Here is a 25,189-nt window from a genome sequence, read left to right on the forward strand (position 1 = left end):
ACCTCAACGACCTGACGAGAGCCAGCGCACAAGGACCAGACTGATCCACAGGCACAGTGCCGTCATCGCAAGCAGAAGTACTGCAAGGGCTGCCGCGGGGCCCCAGGTTGGATAAAGCGAGATCGACTCTTCGATGCGTTGCGCAATCAGCTTGACCCTCCCGCCGCCCAGCAATGCCGGTGTAATGTAGAAGCCAAGGCACATGACGAAGACCATGACGGTGCCGGCTACCAATCCGGGCATGGATAAAGGCAGGAATATGCGGAAGAACGCATGGGTAGGCGATGAGCCAACATTCGCGGCTGCGCGCATCAGATTGGTGTCAATTGTCTTCATCGAAGCATAGAGCGGCAACACCAGAAACGGCACCATAATATGCACCATGCCGATGACGGTGCCTGTCGTGTTGTGCACAAGCGCGAGCGGCCGGTCGATGACGCCTAGAAAGGCAAGCGTCTTGTTGACCACGCCGTTGCGCTGCAAAATAATGAGCCAGGCAAAGGTACGCACAAGTCCCGATGTCCAGAATGGAACCAGTACGAGAAGCATCAACAGGCCAGCCCATTTGCTCGGCAGTATCGAGATCAGATAAGCAACAGGATAGCCTAAAAGCACGCAAATGACCGTGACAATCAGCGCAATCCGGAACGTGTTTAGAAACATCTCAACATAGGCTTCTTCCGAGAAGAACAGTCGATAGTTTTCAAGGCTCATCTGACCCGTCACATCGATCACCGACATGGAGAGCAGCCACACCAGCGGCGCCACCATCAGCACACCAACGATCAGCAGTGCAGGCGTTGTCAGGCCCAGCATCGACCAGATTTCGTTCCGTCTCTCCTTTTTCAAGAGGCGGCTGTTTTCATCAAGTTCCCGGCCCGTTATCGGAGCTGAAATGACTGCTTCCTTCATGACGAAGCCTCCGCCCTTACATAGCGTGTGTCCGCTCTTTCAACACCGAGCGTCACACGCTCACCCGCACGCGGCAATGAACCGTGATTGTCTGACCGGTTCGCGACACGTGTGAAGACTTTGTGGCCGCCATCCAGCATGATCTCGAAGAGGAGGCACTCGCCTTGATAAATCGATGAGGTGACCAGACCTTTGAAAATGTTGTCACCGTTCTGCTCGGCGCGACCTTCGTCAACGACAATGCGAAGATGTTCCGGGCGCAATGACAGCAGAGCATCACCGCCGAGCCCAGACACGTCACCAGCAAAGCGCACGGGCTTGTTGTCGTAGCTGAAGCCATCCGGTGTTTTGTGTAAAGGCAGAAAGCTGGTTTCGCCGATAAATTCGGCAACGAAGCGGCTGTCAGGCTTCTCATAAAGGTCTGCCGGAGTGGCAATCTGCGCCAGTTTACCGTTGCAGAAAACAGCGATCCGATCCGACATGGTGAGTGCTTCACGCTGATCATGGGTAACGGAAATGGTGGTCATGCCAAGACGGTCATGCAGCTTGCGAATTTCGATCTGCATCGTCTCTCGCAGCTGTTTGTCCAGCGCAGAGAGTGGCTCATCCATGAGAAGGATGCGCGGTTCAAAGATGATAGCGCGTGCCAGTGCGATACGCTGGCGTTGACCGCCTGACAACTCGTTGATGCGCCGTGCGCCATAACCGGACAACTGGACCATATCCAGGACACGGTTAACGCGGGTCTCCACATCACTTTTCGAAACTTTGCGCAGACGCAGCGGATAGGCGACGTTTTCCTGCACCGACATATGCGGAAACAGAGCATAGTTTTGAAACACCATACCGATATTACGCTTATGCGGCGGCAGATGAATAATTTCCTGATCGGCAATACGGATCGATCCGGCATTCGGTCTGGAAAAGCCCGCAATCATCATCAGAAGACTAGTCTTGCCGGAGCCCGACGGACCGAGCAGAGTCAGGAACTCGCCCGCCTGAATGTTGAACGAGACATCATCAACCGCGCGAACTGATCCATAATGCTTTGACAATGACCGGATTGTAACCGGCAGAGCCGTGATCGGTGAGTGAGGCATCTATATGTTCCATCTGACGACACCGTCTATTCCGGGCGTCGAACCGGTGAGAATAATGGGAACCTGAATTGGACCAGCAAACAGGGCGCGAGCTCAAATAACCCGCACCCCGACCGCCGGTTACTTCATCATGGTTGAATCCCACTTCGTCTGAGCTTCTTCACTGTGTTTCGCCCAGTACGGCATATTGGTGATGAGCTGCTGTTTCAGGTTATCGCCGCTTGTGATGATCCTGGCGGCCTTTTCAGGTGAGACCAGACCCTGACGAAACGCGTCCTGGTTCATCGGACCATATGAAATGTAATCGGGCAGACGTGCCTGATACTTCGGATCAAGCAAATGATTGATCAAGCGCATCGCGCCTTCGGGGTTTGGCGAGTTTTTTGGGATGACGAGACATTCGACATCCATCACGGCGTCGTTGAGCTTATAGGCATAAGGCGCGCCCTCCTTGATGGCCGCATCAATGCGGGCTGCCCAAATGGAGAGCATGTCGACTTCTTCAGATGTGGCCAGCTGTGTGGCCTGCGCGCCGGTGGCCCACTGAACCGCAATATCCGGCTTCAGCTTTTGCCACTTCGCCATCGCGCGATCCATATCGATGGGATAGATATCCTTCTTGTCGACGCCATCCGCCATGAGCGCGATTTCCATGTTCGTCGCTGGCGAATTGCCGGAAATGGCACGGCTACCCGGGAACTTTTCGACATCGAAGAAGTCGGTCCAGTTCTTGGGCGGATTGTCTCCATAGACATTTTTGTTATAAGCGAGAACCGTCGTATAAGCGGTAAAACCAACCCAGTATTTGCTGCGCAGATGCTCTGGGATACCGGACGCGTTGGGGATCTTGGAGTAATCCAGTGGCACAAGAAGATCTTCAGTTCCGGCCAGATCGCAAAGACCACCATAAAGTTCCGCAACGTCGATATCGACAGCCTTTGCGCGCACCTTGGTTCTGATATCGCGTATACCGCCAGCCAACACATAGTCGACAACGTCCATGCCGTGATCTGCTGGAAGCTGGTCAAGAATGGCCTTACGCACGCCTTCCTGATAGGCACCACCATAGGACGCATAGCTGACCGTCTCGTTGGCATATGCGGCACTGGCGAACATTGCTACAGCCGTCGCAATCATAATCCTGGTTTTCATTGTTCCTCCCATTTTGGCAATTGTCTTGCCAGATCATTTTGCTTTGATTTATGGCCTTGCCCGAACCGTTCCTCCTCCAAGGCGTTTCGAGCGGCCTATGCCCATCAATTGGAAAAGAGTTCCAGCCCTCCCTTCAGCGCAGCACGACAATCAGAAACCATCCGCTCGATAAGCTCGCCGCAACTAGGGATATCATTGATCAACCCGATGGCCTGGCTTGCCCATATCAAACCGTCATCAATGGTCCCTGTCGAAAGCGCAGCGCGCCCCCGGCTTCCCGACACAAGTGGTTGAACATCCGAAAATTCCGCGCCTCCCGCGCGATTTTCGATAGTCACAACCTCATCAGAAACAGTGTTCTTCAGAACACGTCCGGTATTGCGGAAGGTGCGGAAAATAAGATTGGTGTCACGTTCATTCGCGGAAAGCAGGGCTTGCTTGATGTTGTCGTGAATTGGCGCTTCTTTGGTTGCGCAAAAGCGCGTTCCCATGTTCACGCCCTCGGCACCAAGCATCAAGGCAGCGGCCATGCCCCGACCGTCTCCAATGCCGCCTGAAGCAATCAATGGCACTCGAACCTGTCGCGCCGCAGCGGCGAAGAGTATCAAACCACCAATATCATCTTCACCCGGATGCCCCGCAGCCTCAAAACCATCGATGGATACGGCATCAACCCCGGCGCGTTCAGCAGAAAGCGCATGACGCACCGCCGTGCACTTATGAACAACGATAGCGCCAGCGGATTTGATCTTGGCAATAAACTCTTTGGGGCTTCGTCCGGCGGTCTCAATGATCTTGACACCTGCAGACAACGCTACATCGAGATACTCCTCGTAAGGAGGAGGCGAGGTCGTTGGGAGGATGGTCAAGTTGACACCAAAGGACTGATCCGTCATCTGGCGGCAGCGCTCAATCTCTAGCGCCAGATCCTTTGGCGTCGGCTGGGTCAGCGCCGTCAGAATGCCAAGCCCACCGGCATTGGATACTGCCGACGCCAGCTCCGCTCTGCCTACCCACTGCATCCCTCCCTGGATGATCGGGTAGCGCGTCTTCAGAAGCTCGGTAACGCGTGTCCTCACTTCTTCCCCTCCTGCTGGAAAACTTGTTGAGTAAATTTTCAAATTCTGAGACTGTAAGTCAATACAAATATTGGCTGAACGTCCAACTTTTTTTTAATTTGTTGAAATCATTTAACTATAATCGATTATAACGGCAAAATGGGGAAAACCGTGCAGATATCGATTCCATCCTTGAGGAACGGGTACAGCGCCTATCGGCGGCGCAATGGGTCCATCTACGCCAATAGTCTCGACGCCCCCGCCGGGAAGCTTCTTCCATGATGTTGCAACGAATAGTCCCGGCAATTCTCATTTGCTTCAGCAGCCTGTCTTACATTTTGAACGATACAATGACAAAGCTGCTGATTGACCGCTACCATGTATCCTCAATCATTCTGGTACGCAGTCTCATCGCGCTGCCTGTACTCTATCTGATCCACATATGCGCAACCAAACAAACCAGTATCCGTACAAAACGAATAGATGTTCACGCATTGCGAGGCGTTATCGGCCTTACGGCAGCGTTTTTCTATATTCGCTCACTGGAAAGCCTGACTGTTTCTGAAGCGACCGTCATCCTGTTTCTCTCACCCGTAATGATCAGCTGCATTGCCTGGGGCGTCCTTAAGGAGAAAATCGGCCTCTCAGCTTGGGCGGCCGTACTGCTTTGCTTTGGCGGGGTGGTGGTGGCTATCCAGCCGGGCACAACCGGGTTCAAGCCCGCCATGCTATTTGTGGCGGCGGCAAGCCTCCTATATGCCATCAATGCAGTCTGCTCGCGCCACATTCCACCCGAAGATAATATCTGGTCGATCGCTTTTTATGGCGCGGGATTCTCGGCGCTTCTCATCATGCCCATTGCTCTTTCGCATTGGACGCCCGTTGCTCCTTCCGATGCGTTGCTTTTTTGCGCTGCCGCCTGCTTTTCCAGTCTCGCCCTCGGGCTTAGCGCAGTAGCCTATCGCATGGCGTCGCCTTCGTTTCTTGCCCCCTTCGCTTATTCCAGCCTGCCTTGGTCGATGGTCGTTACTTGGGTCGTCTGGCAAATCACCCCCAGCACAGAAGCGCTTATTGGCACCGCGATCATACTGGCAAGCACGACATTGACAATCAGGCGCACCAAATAATCCGGACCACAACAGAACCTTCAAATGAAAAAACAATGAGCGGTGCTGTCGCATTATTTAAAATAGGCTCGTGGTGGAGCGGACAATTGGACTTCGGGCAAGTTGATGCGCTATGACGTTCCATTCAGCGATTGCGTTTTTGCGATGCGCTTGGACGTGTCCCGGGGAACTGTTGGAATTGGATTGAACAAAATGGTTTCGCGTGGCAGAGAAGATAGATACGAAATGTTGCCCAGATCCGATTGATCGAAAGCCTTGCAGAGTTCGCTCTCGTTTCCGAAACGGCAAGTGCGAATTCTCGGCTCGATTGTTTAGTCCTTTGTGTGATCGAAGATCCACACTAGCCATGACGTGACGCCGGGCAGCGCCATAGGATCGCAGCTTATCGGTGACGATACGTTTGGGGCGCAACCTTGTTTCCTCAAAAGCCGAACCAGCAAACGCGTTGCTGCCTTGGTGTTTCGACGGGTTTGTACAATCTCATCAAGCACATATCCGTGCTGATCAACTGCACGCCACAGCCAGCATTTCTTTCTAACGATGCTAACAACGATTTCATCAAGATGCCAGACATCGCTGACCGAAGGTGATTTGCGACGCAATCGCGACGTGAGCAAAGAGCCATGCGACCGGCGCCATCGACGGATTGTTTCGTAAGAAACCTCAACGCCACGCTCAAGCACCATTTCTTCAACTTCACGCAGGCTGAGATTGAAACGAAAGTAAAGCCAGATCGCACGCGCTACAATCAAGATCGCAAAGCGATGATTCTTGTACTTTGGGGCAGGCTCATTCATAAACATCAAATATCGCAATCACATTGACGAATAAACAATGTGACCGCAATCCTGTTTGTGACCGGCGTGGAAATCGTTCTCGATATCAGGCAGCAGTTCAGCCGTCAGCACGCCCTTTGGTAGAGGTGTTTCCACCTCATAGGATTGCCCCACATAGCGCATCTGGACGGTTCGGATGAGTTCGATATCGCTTTTTGTTCTGTAGACCCTGATCCAGCAAGGCCTGCGTGGCTCTCGGTTCCAGATCCGCAAGGATGGCATTGATCTTGCCGAGGTCTGCTTCCTTGACTGGGGAATGGTAGAACTGCTCGATATCCTGACGCAGATCCATCGCCGTCGCGCCGAATGCCGAGGCGACACCCGCATGGGGCGGCACGATGACTTTAGGGATATTCAACGACTTGGCCACGATACATGCGTGCAAGGCACCTGCACCGCCGAAACTGGCATAGACGAAATCGCGCGGATCACGACCACGAGCAACGAGTACCTTTTTCACCGCTTGCACCATATATTCGCAACCGATCCGGATCATGCCTTCAGCAGTTGCAAGCGTGGAAAGCCCGATCTTTTCGGCAAGCGCGGAAATAGCCTGTTCCGCAGCGGTAGCATCCAGATCAAACTTACCATTCAGCGTCGGATCAAGGCGACCAAGGATCAGATTGGCGTCGGTGATTGTCGGTTGCGTACCGCCTCTGCCGTAGCATACGGGCCCAGGCTCTGAACCGGCGCTCTTGGGACCTACACGCAGCGAGCCACCTTGATCAACCCAGCCGATGGAACCACCACCCGAACCCACACTGTGGATGTCGAGCATAGGAACGACAATCGGCACTTCCCACTCGAGTTCGTGGTCGCGCGTAATCAGACCTTTGCCATTCTCGACAATGGAAACATCGAAACTCGTGCCGCCAACATCAGTGTGCAGAATGCGCTCAAAACCGCTTTGCTTGGTAAGGTAGCCGGCATAGGCCACGCCACCTGCCGGACCCGATTCCAGCATGTCTTCTGGATGCTGGCGTGCTGCACCCGCCGACATAACACCGCCGCTACTCTTCAGGATCAGTAGTTTTCCGGCAAAGCCATGTTGGTCAAGACGGCTCTCCAGATCGTCCATATATTGCACCATGACCGGCATACATGCCGCACGAACAGCAGTCGTTACGAAGCGGCCATGTTCGCGGAAAATCGGACGGGTTTCCGCAGAAAGAACAACGTGAATATCGGGGCAATACTTGAGCAAAATATCGCGCATCTGCTCTTCATGCTGCGACCCAACATAGGAGTTGATGAAGCCGATGCCCACAGACTGAATGCCTGCTTCTTTAATTCTGGCGGCCACCTCGCGTGCCGCACTGACATCCATCGGACGCTCGGATTCACCACGAACATTCACGCGTTCCGGGATCGTGTAGCGATAACGCCGTTTGATGACGGGCTTGGGCTTGGTCTGGTAGGGATCATACAGATACTGACGATGCTGCCGCCCTATTTCGATCGTGTCGCGAAAACCATCCGTCGTGATGAACGCAGCATCCGGATAGCTGCGCTCGATCAGTGCATTGGTTGCAGTCGTCGTACCGTGCATCAGATATGAAATATCCGAAATATCGATCCCGGCTTTTTCAATGGATTCAAGGACTGCGATGGAACGATCCTGCTTTGTTGTCAGAACCTTAGCGGTAACCTGATTGCCGGTCTTTTCCTCCCAGGCAAACAAATCCGTAAAAGTACCGCCGACGTCAATTCCAACCCTCCACATGCAAACCTCCCTTGCATATAAGCTATGTAGATGGGCCATAATTTCGTGAATAGCGGTCAACCGTCAATCATATGATATATTGATAATTGAAAATCGATTCATATGATCGTATCAATTCAAACCATCACCTTGCGATGATGACCACGTATTGCGGATCAGTGTTGCACCAGACAACTTCATTGTAAAAAGGGCGGCAATGATTGCCGCCCTTTTTTCGTTTCTGATCAGCCGCGCTGTGAATCGAGCTGTTCGTTGTTTTTTTCGACTTCCTGCGCCTTCATGTAGCTTTCGATCAGAAGCTGATAGGGAGGGAAAATCTTCGTATATACATTCGCCCATTCCTGCGCATCGTCGCGATGCCAGGTTTTCTGGAGTTCGGACGCTACGGCAGCCGTATCCATCGGCACCACGCCTGCCTGAACAATGCGCGCCAGTGTAATTTCCTGCGCCATCTTGGAATAGGTGCCGGAAGCGTCCACGACAGCGAATACTTTATATCCATCCTGAACAGCGCTGATGGCCGGGAACGCCATGCAAACGCTGGTAATCGTGCCTGCTATGATCAGCGTTTTGCGGCCGGTCGCCTTGACGGCTTTGACGAATTCGGGATTGTCCCAGGCGTTGATCTCACCCCGTCTCGCCACATATTGCGCATGCGGCGCATTTTCATGAATCTCGGGGATCAGTGGCCCATTCGGGCCCTGTGGCACAGATGCCGTGGTGATGACCGGCATGTTGATCAGTGTCGCCATGCGGGCAAGAGCTGTCGCATGATTGCGCAGAACAGGCATCGGCATATCCGCAACAGTCTGAAAAAGACCGCTCTGATGGTCGATGAGAAGCATGACTGCGTCATTCGGATCGATTACCGGACGCTGACCATTGAAGTTTGCTGGGCTACTCATTTCAAGTCTCCTATTTGGCTCATCTGCTGTGTGAACGGCGATGAATTCATCGTCAGAGAGCAAGATAAGACTGAAACAAACTGGTCTGTAGATCGGCTTTCGGGTTAATCTGTCCTGTAAACAGGACAATGAAAGACCTCTCATGACAGATCTCAATGATTTGCGCCTCTTCGTAAAAGTCGTGGAACTTGGCGGCTTTTCGGCTGCCGCCCGACAACTCGGGCTACCGCGCTCGCGGCTGAGCCGCCGGATCGGCCTGCTGGAAGATGATCTTCGCGTCCGGCTCATCCAGCGGACCACCCGACAATTCGCCGTGACCGAACTTGGTCAGGAGTTTTATCGTCATTGCGTTGCCATGATGATCGAAGCTGACGCCGCGCTCGACGTCATTACCCGTATGCAGGCAGAACCGAAAGGCACCGTGCGCGTAAGCTGCGCTGCCTCGGTGATCTATTTTCAGGTTGGAGAGATGATTGCGCGCTTTATGGCAAAATATCCCCAAGTGAAGGTCGAACTGGAAAGCACCAATCGCCGGGTGGATGTCATCCGGGAGGGATTTGATCTCGCCATTCGGGTGCGGTTTCCCCCGCTGGATGATAGCGATCTTGTCATACGAAAACTGGCGGAAAGCCATCAGCGACTGGTAGCAAGCCCAAAATTGATCCAGGAGGGTCACCGACCAGCGCCAGCCGACCTTGCAAACATGCCCGGTCTTGCCTGGGGATCGTCAAAGAATAATTTCGATTGGAAACTGCAAGGCCCGAACGACGCAACGACTAAAGTCCCTTACGAGCCTTTGCTGATTACCGACGACATGGTGGCGCTGCGACTGGCCGCCCTTCAGGGCATTGGCATTTGTCAGTTTCCAACGATGGTAATTGATGAGGATCTGAAAGCCGGGCGACTGGTCGACGTCCTGCCCGGTTGGGCACCCCGCACTGGCATAATCCATGCTGCTTTTCCGTCGCGCCGGGGTCTTCTTCCCTCCGTTCGCGCGCTTCTCGACTTTCTTGCTGATGAGTATACAACGCTGTCCGCCAAAGAAAATACTTGAGGTTGATTACCCTCATCCGGACAATTATCCATTTTAGGTGCGTCAGAACGGGCGTATTTTACTGTAACAAGCTTTTTCCACGTAAAGAATCATGCGCTAATCTCCGATGGGTGGGGACGGAGAGGTGCGAATGTTCAATCTGTCATCTGCAATGCCGGAAAAGTCTGTCAGTCGGCTGCTGGTCAGTCTGCTGTCTTCTGCGACTTTCTTGTGCACGCTGTCGTTTTCAACGCGATTAGCGATGGCTCAGCAGGTTGTGGCCGACGGTGTGACCGTTACCGCTTCGGGTGTTATCGATACAGGCACGACTGGAGGCACCGCTGGCATAGCGCTACTGGCCCGCGACGGTGGCATTATTCAGAGCTTTTCACCCCTCACGATTACGACCGGCGGCGGCAATGCTATCGGCGCACAGTCGATACGAGGATCCCAGATCAATCTCTTCAATGGCACAACAATCCATACCACCGGTAGCGGCGCCGACGGTATTGTCTCTTCTGGTGGCAGCCTCGTAACGGCCGAAGGTACAGACGTTCAAGTTGATAGCGTCGGCTACGGCCTTATTGCCGGCACCACGGGCCGTATCGAAATGCGCAACAGCACCGTGACCACCCGAAACGCAACAGGTATCGCAGCCTTTACGGGCGGTCAGGTTGAGATCAACAACAGTCTGGTTGAAACGGATACCGGGCTGGCGCTTTGGATTCAGGCGGCAGGGTCCAGCATTACCGGCACAGGACTGACCGTTACGTCCAGTGCTGAGCGCGGCGCCGTGGTGTTGGAAGGTGCTCTCTCGCTGACCAGTTCATCTATCGAAAGCAGTGCGACTGGCATTCAAACCGGTACTGCCGCAACGGTGACCCTTATCGACACTTCCGTCAGCACAACCGGAACATCCGCTTCCGGTATTTATCTGAGTGGCAATAGCAGCCTGACTATGACAGGCGGTTCGATTTCAACGATCGGGACTGGTGCACGTGCGCTCTATGGCGCGGCAGGCAACAACACCGCGCAGATTTCAGGCGCGGAAATAGTGTCAGCCCAGTCGGCAGCCATTCGTGTATTCGGCAGTACGGCATTTCTCGACGTCGATCTGACGTCCTCATCGGTTACCGGTAATGCCGATGTGCTTGAGGTCGTCAGCGGTGGCCGTCTCGATTTGAATGCATCAGATTCCGAGCTGACAGGCGCAGCCCAGACAGAAGTAGGGAGCATATCGAACGTTACGCTTTCCGATCAATCGAAATGGAACCTCACTGGCAATTCGATCCTCACCAACCTGACCAACTCCAACAGCCTGATTCAGTTCAGCGCGCCGGACGGCGGCACATATAAGACGCTGACTGTCGGCAATTATACCGGCAATGCAGGCCAGATCGGCCTCAATACGTATCTCGATACGGACGGTTCGCCATCCGACCGCCTGATTATTGATGGCGGCACCGCATCAGGTTCCAGCCGGTTGCTGATTGCAAATGCGGGTGGGCAAGGTGCTCTCACCATGGGAAACGGCATTCTCGTCGTCGATACGGTCAATGATGGAACGACCAGCGCCGGAGCGTTCCATCTCGTCACGCCTGTGGTTGCGGGCCCTTACGAATATTCGCTCTATAGAAGCAGTGTTGACGCTTCCAGTGCAGAGAACTGGTATCTCCGGTCAGAACTAACGCCAGTACCGCCTACCCCGCCGGATCCTCCAATCCCGCCGGTGCCACCAATCCCTGACCCAACGCCGGACTACCGTCCTGAAGTGTCACTCTATGCCGCAATACCTTCGATGGGAGCGATTTACGGCAGGCAGTTGATTGGCTCTTACCATGAGCGTGTCGGCGAAGAGGAACAGCTTAAAGGCCGCACTGATATTGGCGCTGATCCGAAATTCAATGGTTACTGGGTCCGGGGATTGGGTCATTCGGGACACCGGAACGGCGACACCAACGGCATTTATGATGGCGCTCCCGAATATGACTACCGGTTCGGCGCAATACAGGCGGGGCTCGATTTCTATCGACACGAAGCCGACGGCGTCACCGACCATGCCGGAATGTATCTCGCTTATGGTCATGGTCGAATGGATGTGACCCAGAACCGTTTGATCGAAACCCGTGATGCAGGGCGCAATGATTTCGACGCATATTCGGTTGGTGGTTACTGGACGCGTCTTGGAGATAATGGCTGGTATCTCGATGGTGTCCTGCAGGGCACCTGGTACAACATGACAACCAGCTCGAACCGGGCAACAGAATTTGGCTTTCCAGATCAAGATGTCAAAGGCTTCGGTTTTGCGGCCTCGCTTGAGGGTGGCTATCCTTTTGACCTCGGGAACCAATGGCAAATTGAACCGCAAGCGCAACTCGTCTGGCAAACCATCAATTTCGATGACTTCAACGATGGGGCCGCCGATATTCGGTACGACGATTTGAACTCCCTGGCCGGGCGTATCGGTGCACGCATATCGCGCACATGGGCCGTTGAAGAAGCAACCTCAACCGAACCAGCACGTCTTGCCACAATCTGGGGCCGCGTCAACCTCTGGCACGAGTTTACCGCAAAGGCTCAGGTCGACATTTCCTCCGCAACCGGCTTTGTTCCGTTCAAGTCCGATCTCGAAGAGACATGGATCGAAATCGGAGGCGGTGCCACAAGGCAAATTACCAAGAATATGTCGCTTTACGGCAATGTCAGTTACAGCACCACTTTCGATGCTGATAACTATGCCTGGAATGGAAAGCTCGGCATGCGCGTGAACTGGTAAACTGCTTCAGCGAACCTGTTCAACCATCCATCATTTCCGTCGGAGCGGGCGCACCAAGCTGTGCGCCCTTCCATATTGCCGATGCGCCGGGGTCGGCAAACAGCAGGCGTAAATGGCCGATAAGCTGGCCCGCGCGTGGATCGGCCGCGCGATAGACAACAGCGCGGGCTTCGCGTCTGCCTTCGATGATACCGGTCTCGCGCAACGCACCGAGCTGCTGTGACAGCGTCGGCTGGTGAACATCCAGCATTTCTTCCAATTCGCTTACTGTGCGTTCGCCTTCCAGCAAAACGCACAGGATTGAAAGCCGCACCGGATTGGATATGGCTTTCAAGAAATCAGACGCTGCGCCAATGGCCCGGCATTTTATCTTGGGCGTGTGCCCATTTGGCGTGGCTTTCTCGTTCATTATCGTCGCGCCCCGTTGTCCAATCTCAATAATCGAGCAAACAAGGAATGGTTTTCCACGTTTTGCCGAAGGTTTAATCAAGCCTTCCTTCGGTGCCTGCCTGAATCCCATTATATAAATTTATATAACAATTTTACAACCGGATCGCGTTTTCATGGCATTCAAGATCGGCTTTCATCCCAACAATCTGCATCTGACGCTTGCGTCCCGCTGGCCGGGTGCCTTTGCCGATCTAAAACCGGAATTCGTGCTTTTTCCTGAAGGTCGTGATACCGCCAAGAAGCTTGTTGCCGGAGACATCGATATCGGCGGCACAGGGTCTACGCCACCTATTCTTGCTGCTGAAGCCGGGCTCAAAGTTATCTACGCCGCAGCGTCGGCTCCTCGACCTGCCAATGGCGCGATACTGGTTGCCAAGGATACCGACATTCAGACCGTGGCTGACCTGAAGGGGCGCGATGTTGCACTCGTCGACGGCTCGTTTCACACCTACTTTCTCGCTAAAAGTCTGGAACAGGTGGGCCTTCGCCTCAATGACGTGAAGCGTCACGATCTTCTGGCAAGCCCCTCGCGTGAACTTCTGCGCACAGGCAAGGTCGCGGCATGGATTGCCATGGCCCCACATCTCGAACAGGCGCTCGCCAGCGGCGAATTTCATGTCCTGCTGCATTGCGGCACCACCATTCCCAACCGCTCGGTCTTCTGGACAATTGGACAACGCAATCTCCCGGACGATGTTATCGATGCATTTGCGGTGGAACTCGCGAGGGTCGGCCAAGAGATCATTGCACATCCCGAAAAGGCTGCAGCTCTTCTTGCCAAGGACGCCGACGACCACGAACGCCGCGCCTGGACGCGGGTTATCCAGGAACGCAACTGGCACATACTGCCCGCTGACGACACTCTTTTGCGCGAACAGCAGGCGGAAGCAGACATATTGCTGCGCCATGCTGCGATCGGCCGCAAGATCGAAATTATTGCAGAGCATAACGAGGCAGAAAAAGCATGAACGTCCTTTGGTATATGTGCGCTCCAGATGGCGCTTATCCCTGGAAACCCGAAGGCTCGCGCGTCGTCGACTACGGCTATTACAAGCAGCTTGCCCAGGCCTACGATCATCTTGGCTATACGGGCGCGCTTTTTGCCACCGGCGCTCATGACGTCTGGCCGCTGGCTGGTGCGCTGTTGCCCTATACTGAACGCATGAAGTTTCTGCTTGCCTTCCATCCGGGTCTGATAGCACCAACGCTGCTTGCCAAAATGGCGGCGACATTTCAGGAGTTCTCCAACGGCAGGCTGATGTTGAATGTCGTCTCGGGCGACGCCAAAATGCTTGGCGCTTACGGGATGATGCTGCCGCATGATGAACGCTATCTGATGGCCGACGAATATCTGAGCTTATGGCATCGCCTCATGGCGGGTGAAAGCGTCACCCATAAGGGCAAATATTTCCAGACCGAAGGCGCAAAACTGGCGCTTCCGGCTGGTTCGTCCATTGCCCCACCTCCGCTCTGGTTCGGCGGCTCGTCGGATAGCGCCATAGAGGTCGCGGCCAAGCACGTCGACACTTATCTTTCCTGGGGCGAAACACCCGAGCAGATGGGGGAAAAGGTCAAGCAGGTCAAAGCACGCGCCGCAGCCCATGGACGCGAGCTGAAATACGGTATCCGGCTTTATGTGATTGTGCGCTCGACCGACGCGAAAGCGTGGGAAGCAGCTGCCGACCTTTACGACCAGATGGACGATGCGGCCATGGCTGGCAACAAACGTTTCGTCTCCAACACAGATTCTATCGGCCAGCAGCGTATGACTGCAATGCATGGTGGCGTGAAACCCGACAATTTGCGTGACCTTGAAATCTCGCCCAATCTCTGGGCGGGCATTGGGTTGGTGCGCCCCGGTCCGGGCACTGCAATCGTCGGATCACCAGACACAGTCATTCGCACGCTCGAAGCCTATCAGGCTGTTGGCGTCGACACGTTCATCCTCTCCGGCATGCCTCTGCTTGAGGAAGCATATCGCTTCGGCGAGATGGTTTTGCCGCGTCTTCCCGTTGAACGCCCTGTCTCTGAACGCAAGCAGTTTACATGGTCGACGCTGTTCGACCGGGACCTGACCGGAAAGGCCGCCAATGGCTGATACAAGCACTTTGGAGAAAGCGGCTGGCGTCGGCTCTCCTCCAGCCAAGAGTGCCAAATCAGGCCCGCACTTCCCGCAATGGATGCTAAGGCTCGTGTCGCCCATCGTCATTCTGATCTTGTGGCAATTGGCGAGCGTCACCGGGCTTCTGTCGGCCCGCACACTGGCCTCACCAATCGACATTGCAGCAACCGGCCTGCGACTGTTGACATCCGGAGAACTGGCGACGGGCTTGGCCGTCTCGTTCCTGCGTGTCATTGCGGGCTTCTCCATCGCGCTCGCCATAGGCGTCGCTCTGGCGCTTTTCGCCGGGCTTTCCCGGCTTGGCGAAACGATTATCGACCCGCCGGTACAAATGCTGAAGGCGATGCCTTTTCTGGGCCTCCTGCCGCTCTTCATCCTGTGGTACGGCATTGGTGAAGCACCCAAGATCGGCATGGTTGCCTTTGGTTCCGTTTTCCCGATCTATCTGACACTTCATGGCGGCATTCGCAGCGTCGACCGCAAATTGATCGAGGCTGGGCGCACTCTTGGCCTCAGCACGCTTGAAATCATTCGACATGTCGTGATCCCCGGCGCTCTGCCCTCCCTGCTTGTAGGCGTCCGCTACGGACTGAGCATTGCCTGGCTTAGCCTTGTGGTGGCGGAACAGATCAATGCGTCCAGTGGTATTGGTTACATCATCACCTATGCGCGTGACTTTCTGCAAACCGACGTCATCGTGGTTTGCCTTCTGGTCTATGCACTCATGGGGTTGCTGACGGATGGGCTGGTGCGTGCAATCGAAGCCTATGCCCTGCGTTGGCGTCCGGCGGTGGTATCATGAGCGACATCGTTAAAATTCGCGGCCTGTCGCGGTCCTTCGGTGGGCCGGCAATTCTTGACCATATCGATCTGAGCATAGCACCGGGAGAATTCGTGGCTCTGCTTGGCAGAAGCGGCTCTGGAAAATCCACGCTTCTGCGTGTGCTTGCCGGGCTCGACCAAGCTCCGGCCACTACACTGGAAATTCCGCAACGCCGTGCCGTCGTCTTTCAGGAACCACGACTGATGCCATGGAAGAGCGTCATCGACAATGTTGCACTCGGTGTGCCCAACGCGCGCAGCAACGGCAAAGCGGTGCAAGCAATTGCCGATGTCGGCCTGTCGCACCGGGTCGATGCCTGGCCGTTGACGCTATCTGGCGGTGAAGCCCAGCGCGCCGCTTTGGCGCGAGCGCTGGTTCGCGAGCCTGAGCTGCTTCTGCTCGACGAGCCATTTGCAGCCCTCGATGCGTTGACGCGTCTTCGCATGCACGATCTGGTGTTCAATCTCTGGCGCAAGCACAGGCCAGCAACCCTGCTGGTGACGCATGATGTCTGGGAGGCAGTCGCTCTCGCCGACCGAATTCTTGTTCTGGATCAGGGGCGTTTCAGTCACGACCTGCGTGTCGATATCGATCATCCGAGGCAGAGAACAGACAGACGCGCTGCTGCCATCGAAACCGAATTGCTGGAAGCGCTTGGCGTCCGGCATCCTGTTCTGCACCCTTGAAAAGCGGAGATAATTAATGAAAAGACTTCAAATTCTGGCCGCCCTTACCGGTGCGGCGATGACACTGGTGAGTACAGCCGCCTTCGCCGCCGATCAGGTTGTGCGTATCGGATGGCTTCGCGGCCCCAATGATATCACGCTGGCAAAATCGCGCGGTACATTGGAAAAGGCGCTCGCGGAAAAAGGCATCAAAGTAGAATGGGCCGGTCCATTTCCCGCTGCCGCTCCCGCTTTTGAAGCACTGAACGCGGGCAGCATCGATATCACCGCTGGCAGTTCCACATCGGCCATTGCAGCGCTGGCTGCAAATATTCCACTGACGATCTTCGGCTATCAGAAAATGTCGCCCGGTTCTGAAGGGATCGTAGCCAAAAAGGATGCAGGCATCACGTCGATCAAGGATCTGGCCGGTAAGAAGGTTGCCGTCAACCGAGGTGGCACGGGCGAGTATCTCCTGATGCAGGGGCTGGAGACAAACGGCGTTGATCCCAAAAGCGTCGAGCGCGTCTATCTTAGCCCAAGTGACAGTGGTCCAAGCTTTGTACAGGGACATGTCGACGCCTGGGCAACATGGGACCCCTTCGTGGCAATCGCTGAGAAATCCTATGGCGGTCAGGTGGTCGCGGATGGCGCGGCCATCGGCTCGGACAATGCCGTTGTTCTCGTTTCAAGCCGCGAATTTGCCGAAAAGAAAGCCGACGAGCTTCAAGCCATTTTCGAGGTTCTGAAAACAGACAACGCCTGGGCAGTGGCGAACAAGGCCGACGCGGGCGCGATCTGGGCAAAGGAAATGAACATCCCCGCCGAGCTGGGTGAAGTGATCGGCGCGAATAATGCCGTTCCGACCACAGCGGTTACGGCAGCAGATGTCGGTCAGATCGGAAAAATTGCTGACTGGTACGCTAAGAGCGGCATCATTCCGCAAAAGCCGGACATAAAATCTGCCGTTGTCGAACTGAAATAACCGGTACCGTTTCTCCTGCACCGATTTCTCTCGAATAGGTGCAGGTGATGCTTTGGTTTTGCCAAATGGTGCGCTTGACGGTAGAAGCGTGGCAAAGCCAGCCGGAGCATCCCTTGGAAACCATCGCAGTTGATTTTGAAACGGCCAATGAACAGCGCGGAAGCGCCTGTTCGGTTGGATTGGCATGGATTGAAGATGGTCGCGTCGTGCGTGTTGAAGAGCGCTTTATCCGACCGAAGGACATGCGCTTTTCCTCTTTCAATATCGCGATCCACGGCATTCGCCCCGAACATGTGGAAGATGCCGGAGAGTTTCCCGAAGTCATGGATGAATTCGCGGAAGATTTTGCGGGCGCGACGATGATCGCTCACAATGCCGCCTTCGATTTCAGTGTCTGGCGTGCATGCCTTGATCAGTACCGGCAGAGCTATCCCGAATTTCAGTATCTCTGTTCGGTCAAGATGGCGCAGAAGGTCTGGCCGGACCTCGGATCGCACAAGTTAAATGTTCTGGCCTCTCACCTCGGCCTCACCTTCAAGCATCACAACGCGGCTGAAGACGCAGCGATCTGCGCCGAAACCACGATCTCGATCGCGCGCGCGCTAGGTGCGCAAGCATTGAGCGAGGTTCCGGCGATGATCGGCATGAAACCAGGGCGCTTGTTTGCAGGAGGCTACGAACCGTGCACATGCCGCAAGCGCTGATCTCACCTATCTGAACAACTGCGTCAGATGGTCATTCAGGAAATAGCCTTGCGGGTCAAGCTTGCGACGCAAGGCGCGAAACGCATCGGCTTTCGGATAGATCGATGTCACATCGGCACCCGTCAGAAAGTGCAGCTTGCCCCAATGCGGACGTGAACCGAAATCCCGCAAAATTTTATCCACGTCCCTGAGATAGGGCCAATAGTCGGTTCCGGGCTCGCCTGAGACCGACACCGTCACGCTGTCCTGTTCAAAGAATGGGCTCATCCACGCATCATCACCAGCCGTAAAGCGATACTCGATAGGGTAGATGCACTCTGGATATTTCTCCAGCATCAGTTTTCGGACTGCCTTGACCGCCTCTTTGCCGTGCGCAACAGGCACCGCATATTCAAGCTCGTGGAAGTTTGGCACATACTCAATTGGATAAATCTCCGAGCTATATGCGACTTTCTCAAACCCACGGCTCATTGGCGGCTGGTCGGTAATGTCCATGATTTTCATCTCGCAGACATCGGTTGTCTTTCCCGAGCGGGACGTCGAAGCCGTATCCGGAAGACAATAGCAATGACGGCTTTTTTCCGTCGGGCACCAGAAGAAGCTGAAGTGCCTATGTTTGGAGGCAAGTTCGTCGTGCATGTCCATGCATGCATCGAAATCCTCCCGCCAGAGCCTTTCATAGAGGTTATAGGAATCCATGAGTTGCAAGGTAATCTCGGAAATCACACCGAGTGTACCAATTGAAACGCGGCTCGCACGCAAGATATCCGGCGTGGTTTCGTCGACTGTCAGAATGGCACCGTTGGGCTGGACGATCTTCATACCGACAATCGATGATGCCAGATTGGACAGTTTTGCGCCCGTGCCATGCGTGCCGGTTGTCAGCGCGCCAGCCAAAGCCTGACTGTCAATATCGCCTTGATTGACCATCGATAGACCATTGTTCTTGAGATATCGCCCAAGCTCATTGATGGTCGTACCCGCCGCCGCGGTGACCCGCTTGCGATTATGGTCAACATTTTTCACCCCTTTCATGCCTGAAAGAGTGAGCATAAGCCCGCTGGTCGCGACAACTGGCGTGAAGGAATGACCAGACCCCGCACATCGGACATTCAATCCTTGAGACGTTGCGGAATTGACCATCTCGCAAAGTTCCGCCTCGCTGGCAGGAGTGCCCATAGCGGATGTCACACATGACTGATTGCCGACCCAATTGCGCCAGTGGCCGCCTGCACTCATATTGCTCTGCTTCGACATTCTCGTTCCCATCTTTTTGCTTATTGCTGTTGTGGGCGTCCCGTGTCGCTGGAAGCGACACGGCTTTGTCAGATGGCAGTGTAACCATTATCGGCAAACAGATGCGTGCCATTGATGAAGCTTGCCTCGTCACTTGCAAGGAAAAGTGCGGCGGAAGCGACTTCGGATGGCAGGCAGAGCCGTCCTTGCGCAGTTTTTATTGCCTCTTCCGAAACATCGACGCCGAAGCTTTGCAGCACCGCCAATTCCTTGCGTCCGTGCGCCGTGGCGATGAAGCCGGGGCAGATCGCATTGCTCCGAATATTCCTGTCGCGAAACTCTACGGCAAGGGCGCGTGCGAACATGTGGCAGGCTCCTTTGGTCGTGCAATAAAGCACTTCCATGGGCGTTCCGACGACGCCTGAAATCGACGACGTAGAGATAATGCTACCGCCACCCGCATTGATCATCGATGGCAGTACGGCCTTTGAGACGAGGAACATGCTTTTCACATTGATCGCCATAAGGCGGTCCCATTCCTCTTCGCTCGTTTCGAGAAACGGACCTGCCGCCAGTGTGCCTGCATGGTTCATCAGAACCGTAATGTGTCCGAAAGCCCCTATAATTTTCTCCACTGCCGATGCGACCTGCGCGGCATCCGAGACATCGGCTGGCGCAAAGACCGCCTCGTGACCGACTTCGTTGAGCCTTTTGGCAACATCGGCGCCGGGGCTTGACGGTAAATCCACGATGCCGACTTTTGCCCCTTCCGCAGCGAAGAGTTCCGATGCTGCGAGACCGCAGCCTCCAGCGCCACCTGTTATAAGCGCTACTTTTCCTGACAAACGACCAGCCATGTTTCCTCCTTCTGGACAAAGTCCAACTATTTTCCCCAATCGGTTCGATACATCCGCCGAACTCTTGCTTTTGATGCGAAGTCTAGAAATCATACGCAGATGCGTCGATATGCCGAAAGTTATACGGGAGGAGAAACCGTGTTTCCGCTGGATGCCAACGGACTGTCAGAGATAATCCGGTCCATCGGAACGGACGGGCTCGGCCAGAGACTCGACCAGACCATCAGTGGCCGGGTGCAATTCGACATGAGCTGCATTTTCCTGTTCAGCTTCAATAACACCCCGCTTTTCCTCCATGACGGCTATTGCAGTTCCGTACCGCGCAAGACGCTGGAAACCTATTTGCGGGGCGGTTATCTGCTTGATCCGTTCTATGTGGCGTCGATCAACGAACACACATCTGGCGTTTGGAGAATGGGCGACCTTGCCCCCGACAGCTTCTTTACATCGGAGTTTGTCATCGCAAAGGATATCCATCCCTGCGTTTCATCCGAAGCCGGCGCGCTTGTGGAGGAGATAGGCATTATCGTGCCGTTGCGACATCGAACGGCAGCTGTCTATTCGCTGATGCGCAACCACGGAAGCGTTCCCTTTACGAGGTCTGAACTGGATAATTTAAGACAGATTGAGCCGGTTATCGCTGCCTCTATCTCAACCCATTGCCGCAACAATGCGAGCTATATCAATCATGAATATACAAAAGAGGACATCGAGGAGACATTTCTTGGTGCATTCCATGGGCAGCTCACGCCCGCGCAGCAATCAATCACAAAGTTGATCCTGCGCGGCCATAGCAATATCTCGATTTCACGCCATATGAATATTTCAGAGGGGACCGCAAAGATTCATCGCCACAATATTTACAAACGGCTATCCATATCGAGCCAGTCGGAGCTTTTCCAACTCTTCATCACTCACCTGACCAAAACGGAGAGATGAGGTGCTCATCAAGTCGTTTTAGTCCTGTTACGTCTCCAAAGATAAATCATCTGAGCGGTCAAGCCGACAATAAGGAGCACAAGCAGACTGGCCTGCGCACCCAGAAGAAGTGGAGAGTGGAGGTCCGTCACCAGAGGATGTCCATCAGGGACACGGCGAAGAATCTCGCTGACAGTCGGCACCATGAGCAGGAACACCGTCAGGCTTAGAAGAATAGTCTCCAGATATTTTCCAGCACGCCCCAAAATCGCGATGTGACCGACGACATATCCCGCGCATAACAGAACCAATGTCGCCGCACCAACGCCACTGCTGATTGGTTGTTTTGCGACGAGAAATACAGTGCTGGCCCCAACCAGCATTGAAATGAAATAGAGGATCCCCGGCGTTGAGCGCGGCACGATCCGCCCGTGTCGGGCGAGCATATAAAAAGCCAGAGGGATCGCAGGCAAACTACCAAGGGTGTGAACCCATCCAAGCGAGGAAATACCAAACATTTCAAGCTCCTTTTCGCGGATCGAGAGCGATTTTTGATCATCACATTCATTTTTACCTACTAGTAGGTAGTTATTAATGCCGCACAGTTTTTAAACTGCCATCATACGAATAGAACCGGCCTGCTGTCTGCATTCAGTCGCCGGAGGTCACTCCGCTGACAATCGCCTCAACAACGGCTCAGTCACCAGTGGGAACATATCCGGATCACCATATGCTCTTGCCGATAGCATAGCCCCATGAACCGTCGCCATAAATGCTTCAGCCTCGATATGCGGGGCTTCGTTCAAGCGAACCCGACCCTCTAGCGCGCCCCGTTCGAGCACAGAGGTAAGCCATGACGAGAGCATTTTGAAATAGGCCCGGACCTCTGGAACAATCTCGGCAGGAAGGACCGGCAACTCACTGGCAAGCAAAGCACAGACGCAAAAAGATGCGCTGGCATCCTTGATACAGGCAGCCCAATAGTGCGTGTAGGCGCGCAGCTGCTCAAGCCGGTCAGAAATGCTGCGTTCAAGATTGGCAAAGCCCGCTTCCGTATCCTCGTGATGGCGGGCAATCAGCGCCTTCACCAAATCCACCTTACTTGGAAAATGGTGATGGATACTGGCCTTACGGATGCCGACAACGGTGGCGATATCGGCATAGCTGAAGCCATTATATCCACCCGCAATGACCAGAGATCGCGCGCAGTTCAGAATGTCTTCAGAGGTGGTCGTCAAATTGCTCATACGTAGTATTTACCTACTAGTAGGTAGAATGTCAATGCGCATTCGAGGAAAGACAAAATCATTCCTGAAGGACAGTAGATCGGGCGCGACCAGAGCCATACACGCTCCTATTGAAGGCCGCGCCCTGAATTATCACTGGATCAGGCGACCACCATCGATGACGAGGTCCGCTCCGTGGATCATACGTGCATCGCTTGAGCCTAGAAAGGCAATCGCGGCTGCGACGTCACACGGTTCGACGATGCGGCCCGATGGGTTCATTCTCGAAAAAGCTTCGCGCGCAGCCTCTTCAGTTCCGAACTGACCAGCCGCCTTTGCCGCCACCAGTGGCGTCCAGACATAACCCGGATGCACCACGTTGATGCGCACATCATGCCCATTACGCGCCGCCGAAAGTGCAGCATGTTTCGTCAGCGAACGCACCGCCCCTTTCGAAACGCCATAAGTGCCGTTATCCGCAGACCCGGTATAGGCGGCCAGTGAACCGAGATTGACGATTGCCGCCCCTGCTCCCGGGTTCATCACTTTCAAAGCGGCCTGAGTACCAAGCAGAACGCCGTCCAGATTGACCTTCAGCACGCGATGAAACTCGGCCAGCGGAATATCGGTAATGGGCTGAGGCACTGGCGTTATCACGCCTGCATTGTTGACGAGCAGGTGTAAAGCACCGCTTGCGGTGAGGATCACATCGATCACCTCTTCCCAGCTTTCCGCCGAACTGACATCAAGGGCAAGCACCTTCGGATGAGTCACGCCCACGTAAGCTTCGGCGATTCGACCGCCATCATCGACGGTCAGATCGGCCAGATAGACGGTTGCGCCCTCTTCGGTCAGCCGCCGACCAATAGCCAATCCCATGGCGCCAAGCCCACCGGTAATCAAAGCCACCCTGCCGTGGTAGCGCGCGAGTTCTGTCGTCTTTGACACTTGCTTCATCCTTGAACATGAGAAATCTTTCACGGGGCGCGTGTTTTGCGCCCCATGTTGACGTGCCTGTTAGCTGGCAGGTCGGATAGGTTACGATGCGTGGCCGAGATAGATTTCCCGAATGACAGGACTGGAAGCGATTTCCTCCGCGCTGCCCGTATGCACCACACGTCCGGTATCCATCACGCACGCCGTATCGGCATGGCGCAGCGCCTTTTCAACCAACTGCTCCACCAGAATGATCGCCGCGCCCTCTTTTGCGAGCTGCGCCGCAACATCCAGAATTCGATCCACGACGATAGGCGCCAAACCACCGGACGGCTCGTCCAGAACAAGCAGGCGCGGCTCGGCAAGAATGCCCTGACCAACCGCCAGGATCTGCTGCTGTCCGCCGGAAAGCGAGGACGCTGGATCATTCTTCTTGGCAGCCAATTCAGGGAAAAACTGATAGATGCGCTCGTAATCAGGCTTTTTACCGCGCTTTTTTCCCGGATAAGCGGCAACCTCCAGATTGTCCTGCACTGTCAGTGAAGGGAAAATACGGTGACCCTCCAATACTTGAACCAGTCCCAACTCGACGATCTTTTCGGGGCTAGCGCTGGTGATATCCTCGCCGCCAAAGCGGACCTGACCGCTGCGTTTGCCAATCAAACCGGAGACCGCGTGAAGCATGGTGCTTTTTCCCGCTCCATTGCGACCGAGGATGGCATGGAACTCACCGGCATGCACTTTGAGAGATGCGCCGATGACGACCGGCGCCTTTCCATAGGCGACGCTCAGATCTGTGATTTCGAGCAACGGCGTGCCGTTCTGCGTCATTGCCATGCTCTCAACTCCCCAAATAAACGCGGACGACTTCCGCATCATTACGCACCATGTCCGGAGCGCCCTCTGCCAGAACCGCGCCGAGGTTCAGGACGGTGACGTGATGGCTCAAGCGGAAGACAAAATCAGTATGATGTTCGACAAGCAGTACACCGATGCCTGCCTGCGCCACTGACTGGATGATCTGACCAAGATACTCAATCTCGCGGCCCGTCAGTCCGCCAGCAGGTTCATCGAGAAGCAACAGCTTTGGCCTGATCATCAGTGCGCGAACGATTTCAAGGAAACGCCGCTCAGCATGTTCGAGATGTTCGCAGCGCCGTTCTGATAGATGCCCGAGGCCCGAAGCATCGAGCAACGCCTGGGCGCGTTCGCGCATCTGACGCTCCTCGCGCTTTGGACGCGGCATATGCAGCGCGGTTTCAACGAAACCCGATTGAACGGCTCCCCAACCGCCAAGCATGACATTGTCGAGCACGCTCAAGGACGGCAGAAGTCTTGGTTTTTGGAAGGTTCGCGCAATACCGGCGCGGGCACGGGCGCGCACGTCAAGACGGCTGATATTGTCGCCGCCGAGTACCGCGGCACCCTCATCAATCATGTAATAGCCGCTGATAAGATTGAGCATGGTGGTCTTGCCCGATCCGTTGGGGCCGATCAGCCCATGAATTTGGCCAGCCTGAATGGACAGCGACACATTGTTGACGGCCTTCACCCCACCAAAGCTTCTGGAGACATTACGCGCTTCCAGCATATCCGGACTGGAAGCCCCAACGCTCTTTCTCATTGCAGGATCGATCATGTTCAT

General features: G+C 54.8%; 24 protein-coding genes and 1 pseudogene. 10 read left to right on the forward strand and 15 right to left on the reverse strand.

From position 1 onward, the window contains the following. Positions 1-3 precede the first annotated feature (3 nt). The 4 genes from QBD01_RS16985 to QBD01_RS17000 all read right to left on the reverse strand — a co-directional run bounded on the left by QBD01_RS16985 (position 4) and on the right by QBD01_RS17000 (position 4,243). Positions 4-912, reverse strand: a complete 909-nt coding sequence (locus QBD01_RS16985; protein ID WP_280993793.1) for an ABC transporter permease — start codon at positions 910-912, stop codon at positions 4-6. Next, the gene (locus QBD01_RS16990) at positions 909-2,012 is read right to left on the reverse strand and encodes an ABC transporter ATP-binding protein (RefSeq protein WP_280993794.1); all 1,104 of its coding nucleotides are present in this window, start codon (positions 2,010-2,012) and stop codon (positions 909-911) included. The genes QBD01_RS16985 and QBD01_RS16990 overlap by 4 nt, the downstream gene beginning before the upstream one ends. Positions 2,013-2,132: 120 nt before the next feature. Continuing rightward, positions 2,133-3,164 (reverse strand): ABC transporter substrate-binding protein, encoded by a 1,032-nt coding sequence (locus QBD01_RS16995; RefSeq protein WP_280993795.1) that lies wholly within the window; start codon positions 3,162-3,164, stop codon positions 2,133-2,135. Between the two features lie 104 nt (positions 3,165-3,268). Further along, positions 3,269-4,243, reverse strand: coding sequence for a nitronate monooxygenase family protein (locus tag QBD01_RS17000; protein ID WP_280993796.1), 975 nt, complete (start codon positions 4,241-4,243; stop codon positions 3,269-3,271). 257 nt (positions 4,244-4,500) lie between these two features. Here QBD01_RS17000 and QBD01_RS17005 point away from each other — a divergent pair, with 257 nt between their 5' ends. Continuing rightward, on the forward strand, positions 4,501-5,349 hold the full coding sequence (locus tag QBD01_RS17005) for a DMT family transporter (RefSeq protein WP_280993797.1): 849 nt from the start codon (positions 4,501-4,503) through the stop codon (positions 5,347-5,349). 57 nt (positions 5,350-5,406) lie between these two features. Here QBD01_RS17005 and QBD01_RS17010 read toward each other — a convergent pair. The 3 genes and pseudogenes from QBD01_RS17010 to QBD01_RS17020 all read right to left on the reverse strand — a co-directional run bounded on the left by QBD01_RS17010 (position 5,407) and on the right by QBD01_RS17020 (position 8,813). Further along, positions 5,407-6,152, reverse strand: a pseudogene (locus QBD01_RS17010) (IS6 family transposase). A 130-nt stretch (positions 6,153-6,282) separates the two neighbouring features. Then, positions 6,283-7,908 carry a hydantoinase/oxoprolinase family protein gene (locus tag QBD01_RS17015; RefSeq protein ID WP_280993798.1) on the reverse strand — a complete coding sequence of 542 codons (1,626 nt, stop codon included), beginning with the start codon at positions 7,906-7,908 and terminating at the stop codon, positions 6,283-6,285. 224 nt (positions 7,909-8,132) lie between these two features. After that, positions 8,133-8,813, reverse strand: a complete 681-nt coding sequence (locus QBD01_RS17020; RefSeq protein ID WP_280993799.1) for a hydrolase — start codon at positions 8,811-8,813, stop codon at positions 8,133-8,135. Positions 8,814-8,955: 142 nt separating this feature from the next. On the opposite strand from QBD01_RS17020, the gene QBD01_RS17025 reads away from it, so the two are divergent. Together QBD01_RS17025 and QBD01_RS17030 are read left to right on the forward strand one after the other, a co-directional pair. Beyond that, on the forward strand, positions 8,956-9,867 hold the full coding sequence (locus tag QBD01_RS17025; RefSeq protein WP_280993800.1) for a LysR family transcriptional regulator: 912 nt from the start codon (positions 8,956-8,958) through the stop codon (positions 9,865-9,867). A gap of 130 nt (positions 9,868-9,997) precedes the next feature. Continuing rightward, on the forward strand, positions 9,998-12,622 hold the full coding sequence (locus tag QBD01_RS17030) for an autotransporter outer membrane beta-barrel domain-containing protein (RefSeq protein WP_280993801.1): 2,625 nt from the start codon (positions 9,998-10,000) through the stop codon (positions 12,620-12,622). A 19-nt stretch (positions 12,623-12,641) separates the two neighbouring features. On the opposite strand, the gene QBD01_RS17035 is transcribed toward QBD01_RS17030, so the two are convergent. Beyond that, positions 12,642-13,031 (reverse strand): metalloregulator ArsR/SmtB family transcription factor, encoded by a 390-nt coding sequence (locus QBD01_RS17035; RefSeq protein WP_280993802.1) that lies wholly within the window; start codon positions 13,029-13,031, stop codon positions 12,642-12,644. 154 nt (positions 13,032-13,185) lie between these two features. On the opposite strand from QBD01_RS17035, the gene QBD01_RS17040 reads away from it, so the two are divergent. The 6 genes from QBD01_RS17040 (at position 13,186) to QBD01_RS17065 (ending at position 18,371) form a co-directional block, all read left to right on the forward strand. Continuing rightward, the gene (locus QBD01_RS17040) at positions 13,186-14,040 is read left to right on the forward strand and encodes an ABC transporter substrate-binding protein (RefSeq protein ID WP_280993803.1); all 855 of its coding nucleotides are present in this window, start codon (positions 13,186-13,188) and stop codon (positions 14,038-14,040) included. Beyond that, the gene (locus tag QBD01_RS17045; protein ID WP_280993804.1) at positions 14,037-15,170 is read left to right on the forward strand and encodes an LLM class flavin-dependent oxidoreductase; all 1,134 of its coding nucleotides are present in this window, start codon (positions 14,037-14,039) and stop codon (positions 15,168-15,170) included. Before QBD01_RS17040 ends, QBD01_RS17045 begins: the two co-directional genes overlap by 4 nt. Beyond that, positions 15,163-15,996 carry an ABC transporter permease subunit gene (locus QBD01_RS17050; protein ID WP_280993805.1) on the forward strand — a complete coding sequence of 278 codons (834 nt, stop codon included), beginning with the start codon at positions 15,163-15,165 and terminating at the stop codon, positions 15,994-15,996. Before QBD01_RS17045 ends, QBD01_RS17050 begins: the two co-directional genes overlap by 8 nt. Beyond that, entirely contained in the window at positions 15,993-16,703 is a 711-nt protein-coding gene (locus QBD01_RS17055) for an ABC transporter ATP-binding protein (RefSeq protein WP_280993806.1), read from the forward strand. The genes QBD01_RS17050 and QBD01_RS17055 overlap by 4 nt, the downstream gene beginning before the upstream one ends. 16 nt (positions 16,704-16,719) lie before the next feature. After that, a complete protein-coding gene (locus tag QBD01_RS17060; protein WP_280993807.1) occupies positions 16,720-17,667 on the forward strand; it encodes an aliphatic sulfonate ABC transporter substrate-binding protein in 948 nt (315 codons plus the stop codon). A gap of 113 nt (positions 17,668-17,780) precedes the next feature. Next, the gene (locus tag QBD01_RS17065) at positions 17,781-18,371 is read left to right on the forward strand and encodes a 3'-5' exonuclease (RefSeq protein ID WP_280993808.1); all 591 of its coding nucleotides are present in this window, start codon (positions 17,781-17,783) and stop codon (positions 18,369-18,371) included. Positions 18,372-18,377: 6 nt separating this feature from the next. Here the strand turns inward: QBD01_RS17065 and QBD01_RS17070 are convergent, their stop codons facing one another. Both QBD01_RS17070 and QBD01_RS17075 read right to left on the reverse strand, forming a co-directional pair. After that, complete coding sequence (locus QBD01_RS17070; RefSeq protein ID WP_280993809.1) at positions 18,378-19,628, reverse strand: D-arabinono-1,4-lactone oxidase; 1,251 nt, start codon at positions 19,626-19,628, stop codon at positions 18,378-18,380. A gap of 68 nt (positions 19,629-19,696) precedes the next feature. Beyond that, the gene (locus tag QBD01_RS17075) at positions 19,697-20,464 is read right to left on the reverse strand and encodes an SDR family oxidoreductase (RefSeq protein WP_280993810.1); all 768 of its coding nucleotides are present in this window, start codon (positions 20,462-20,464) and stop codon (positions 19,697-19,699) included. A 138-nt stretch (positions 20,465-20,602) separates the two neighbouring features. Here QBD01_RS17075 and QBD01_RS17080 point away from each other — a divergent pair, with 138 nt between their 5' ends. Next, positions 20,603-21,403: a helix-turn-helix transcriptional regulator gene (locus QBD01_RS17080; RefSeq protein ID WP_280993811.1), complete on the forward strand. Its 801-nt coding sequence runs from the start codon at positions 20,603-20,605 to the stop codon at positions 21,401-21,403. Between the two features lie 8 nt (positions 21,404-21,411). On the opposite strand, the gene QBD01_RS17085 is transcribed toward QBD01_RS17080, so the two are convergent. The 5 genes from QBD01_RS17085 to QBD01_RS17105 all read right to left on the reverse strand — a co-directional run bounded on the left by QBD01_RS17085 (position 21,412) and on the right by QBD01_RS17105 (position 25,189). After that, entirely contained in the window at positions 21,412-21,900 is a 489-nt protein-coding gene (locus QBD01_RS17085; protein ID WP_182521561.1) for a hypothetical protein, read from the reverse strand. Between the two features lie 147 nt (positions 21,901-22,047). Beyond that, positions 22,048-22,629, reverse strand: a complete 582-nt coding sequence (locus tag QBD01_RS17090; RefSeq protein WP_182521562.1) for a TetR/AcrR family transcriptional regulator — start codon at positions 22,627-22,629, stop codon at positions 22,048-22,050. Positions 22,630-22,761: 132 nt separating this feature from the next. Then, a complete protein-coding gene (locus QBD01_RS17095; RefSeq protein ID WP_210277301.1) occupies positions 22,762-23,556 on the reverse strand; it encodes an SDR family oxidoreductase in 795 nt (264 codons plus the stop codon). Between the two features lie 90 nt (positions 23,557-23,646). Then, entirely contained in the window at positions 23,647-24,381 is a 735-nt protein-coding gene (locus QBD01_RS17100) for an ABC transporter ATP-binding protein (protein WP_280993812.1), read from the reverse strand. A gap of 4 nt (positions 24,382-24,385) precedes the next feature. After that, the gene (locus QBD01_RS17105; protein ID WP_280993813.1) at positions 24,386-25,189 is read right to left on the reverse strand and encodes an ABC transporter ATP-binding protein; all 804 of its coding nucleotides are present in this window, start codon (positions 25,187-25,189) and stop codon (positions 24,386-24,388) included.

The organism is Ochrobactrum sp. 19YEA23 (genome assembly GCF_029909865.1).
GTDB classification, from domain to species: domain Bacteria; phylum Pseudomonadota; class Alphaproteobacteria; order Rhizobiales; family Rhizobiaceae; genus Brucella; species Brucella gambitense.

Bases quoted from the DNA above. Each gene is read 5' to 3' on its own strand.
- QBD01_RS16985 (WP_280993793.1), bottom strand. From the start codon at position 912: ATGAAGGAAGCAGTCATTTCAGCTCCGATAACGGGCCGGGAACTTGAT.
- QBD01_RS16990 (WP_280993794.1), bottom strand. From the start codon at position 2,012: ATGCCTCACTCACCGATCACGGCTCTGCCGGTTACAATCCGGTCATTG.
- QBD01_RS16995 (WP_280993795.1), bottom strand. From the start codon at position 3,164: ATGAAAACCAGGATTATGATTGCGACGGCTGTAGCAATGTTCGCCAGT.
- QBD01_RS17005 (WP_280993797.1), top strand. From the start codon at position 4,501: ATGATGTTGCAACGAATAGTCCCGGCAATTCTCATTTGCTTCAGCAGC.
- QBD01_RS17015 (WP_280993798.1), bottom strand. From the start codon at position 7,908: ATGTGGAGGGTTGGAATTGACGTCGGCGGTACTTTTACGGATTTGTTT.
- QBD01_RS17020 (WP_280993799.1), bottom strand. From the start codon at position 8,813: ATGAGTAGCCCAGCAAACTTCAATGGTCAGCGTCCGGTAATCGATCCG.
- QBD01_RS17025 (WP_280993800.1), top strand. From the start codon at position 8,956: ATGACAGATCTCAATGATTTGCGCCTCTTCGTAAAAGTCGTGGAACTT.
- QBD01_RS17030 (WP_280993801.1), top strand. From the start codon at position 9,998: ATGTTCAATCTGTCATCTGCAATGCCGGAAAAGTCTGTCAGTCGGCTG.
- QBD01_RS17035 (WP_280993802.1), bottom strand. From the start codon at position 13,031: ATGAACGAGAAAGCCACGCCAAATGGGCACACGCCCAAGATAAAATGC.
- QBD01_RS17040 (WP_280993803.1), top strand. From the start codon at position 13,186: ATGGCATTCAAGATCGGCTTTCATCCCAACAATCTGCATCTGACGCTT.
- QBD01_RS17045 (WP_280993804.1), top strand. From the start codon at position 14,037: ATGAACGTCCTTTGGTATATGTGCGCTCCAGATGGCGCTTATCCCTGG.
- QBD01_RS17050 (WP_280993805.1), top strand. From the start codon at position 15,163: ATGGCTGATACAAGCACTTTGGAGAAAGCGGCTGGCGTCGGCTCTCCT.
- QBD01_RS17055 (WP_280993806.1), top strand. From the start codon at position 15,993: ATGAGCGACATCGTTAAAATTCGCGGCCTGTCGCGGTCCTTCGGTGGG.
- QBD01_RS17060 (WP_280993807.1), top strand. From the start codon at position 16,720: ATGAAAAGACTTCAAATTCTGGCCGCCCTTACCGGTGCGGCGATGACA.
- QBD01_RS17070 (WP_280993809.1), bottom strand. From the start codon at position 19,628: ATGTCGAAGCAGAGCAATATGAGTGCAGGCGGCCACTGGCGCAATTGG.
- QBD01_RS17075 (WP_280993810.1), bottom strand. From the start codon at position 20,464: ATGGCTGGTCGTTTGTCAGGAAAAGTAGCGCTTATAACAGGTGGCGCT.
- QBD01_RS17085 (WP_182521561.1), bottom strand. From the start codon at position 21,900: ATGTTTGGTATTTCCTCGCTTGGATGGGTTCACACCCTTGGTAGTTTG.
- QBD01_RS17090 (WP_182521562.1), bottom strand. From the start codon at position 22,629: ATGAGCAATTTGACGACCACCTCTGAAGACATTCTGAACTGCGCGCGA.
- QBD01_RS17100 (WP_280993812.1), bottom strand. From the start codon at position 24,381: ATGGCAATGACGCAGAACGGCACGCCGTTGCTCGAAATCACAGATCTG.
- QBD01_RS17105 (WP_280993813.1), bottom strand. From the start codon at position 25,189: ATGAACATGATCGATCCTGCAATGAGAAAGAGCGTTGGGGCTTCCAGT.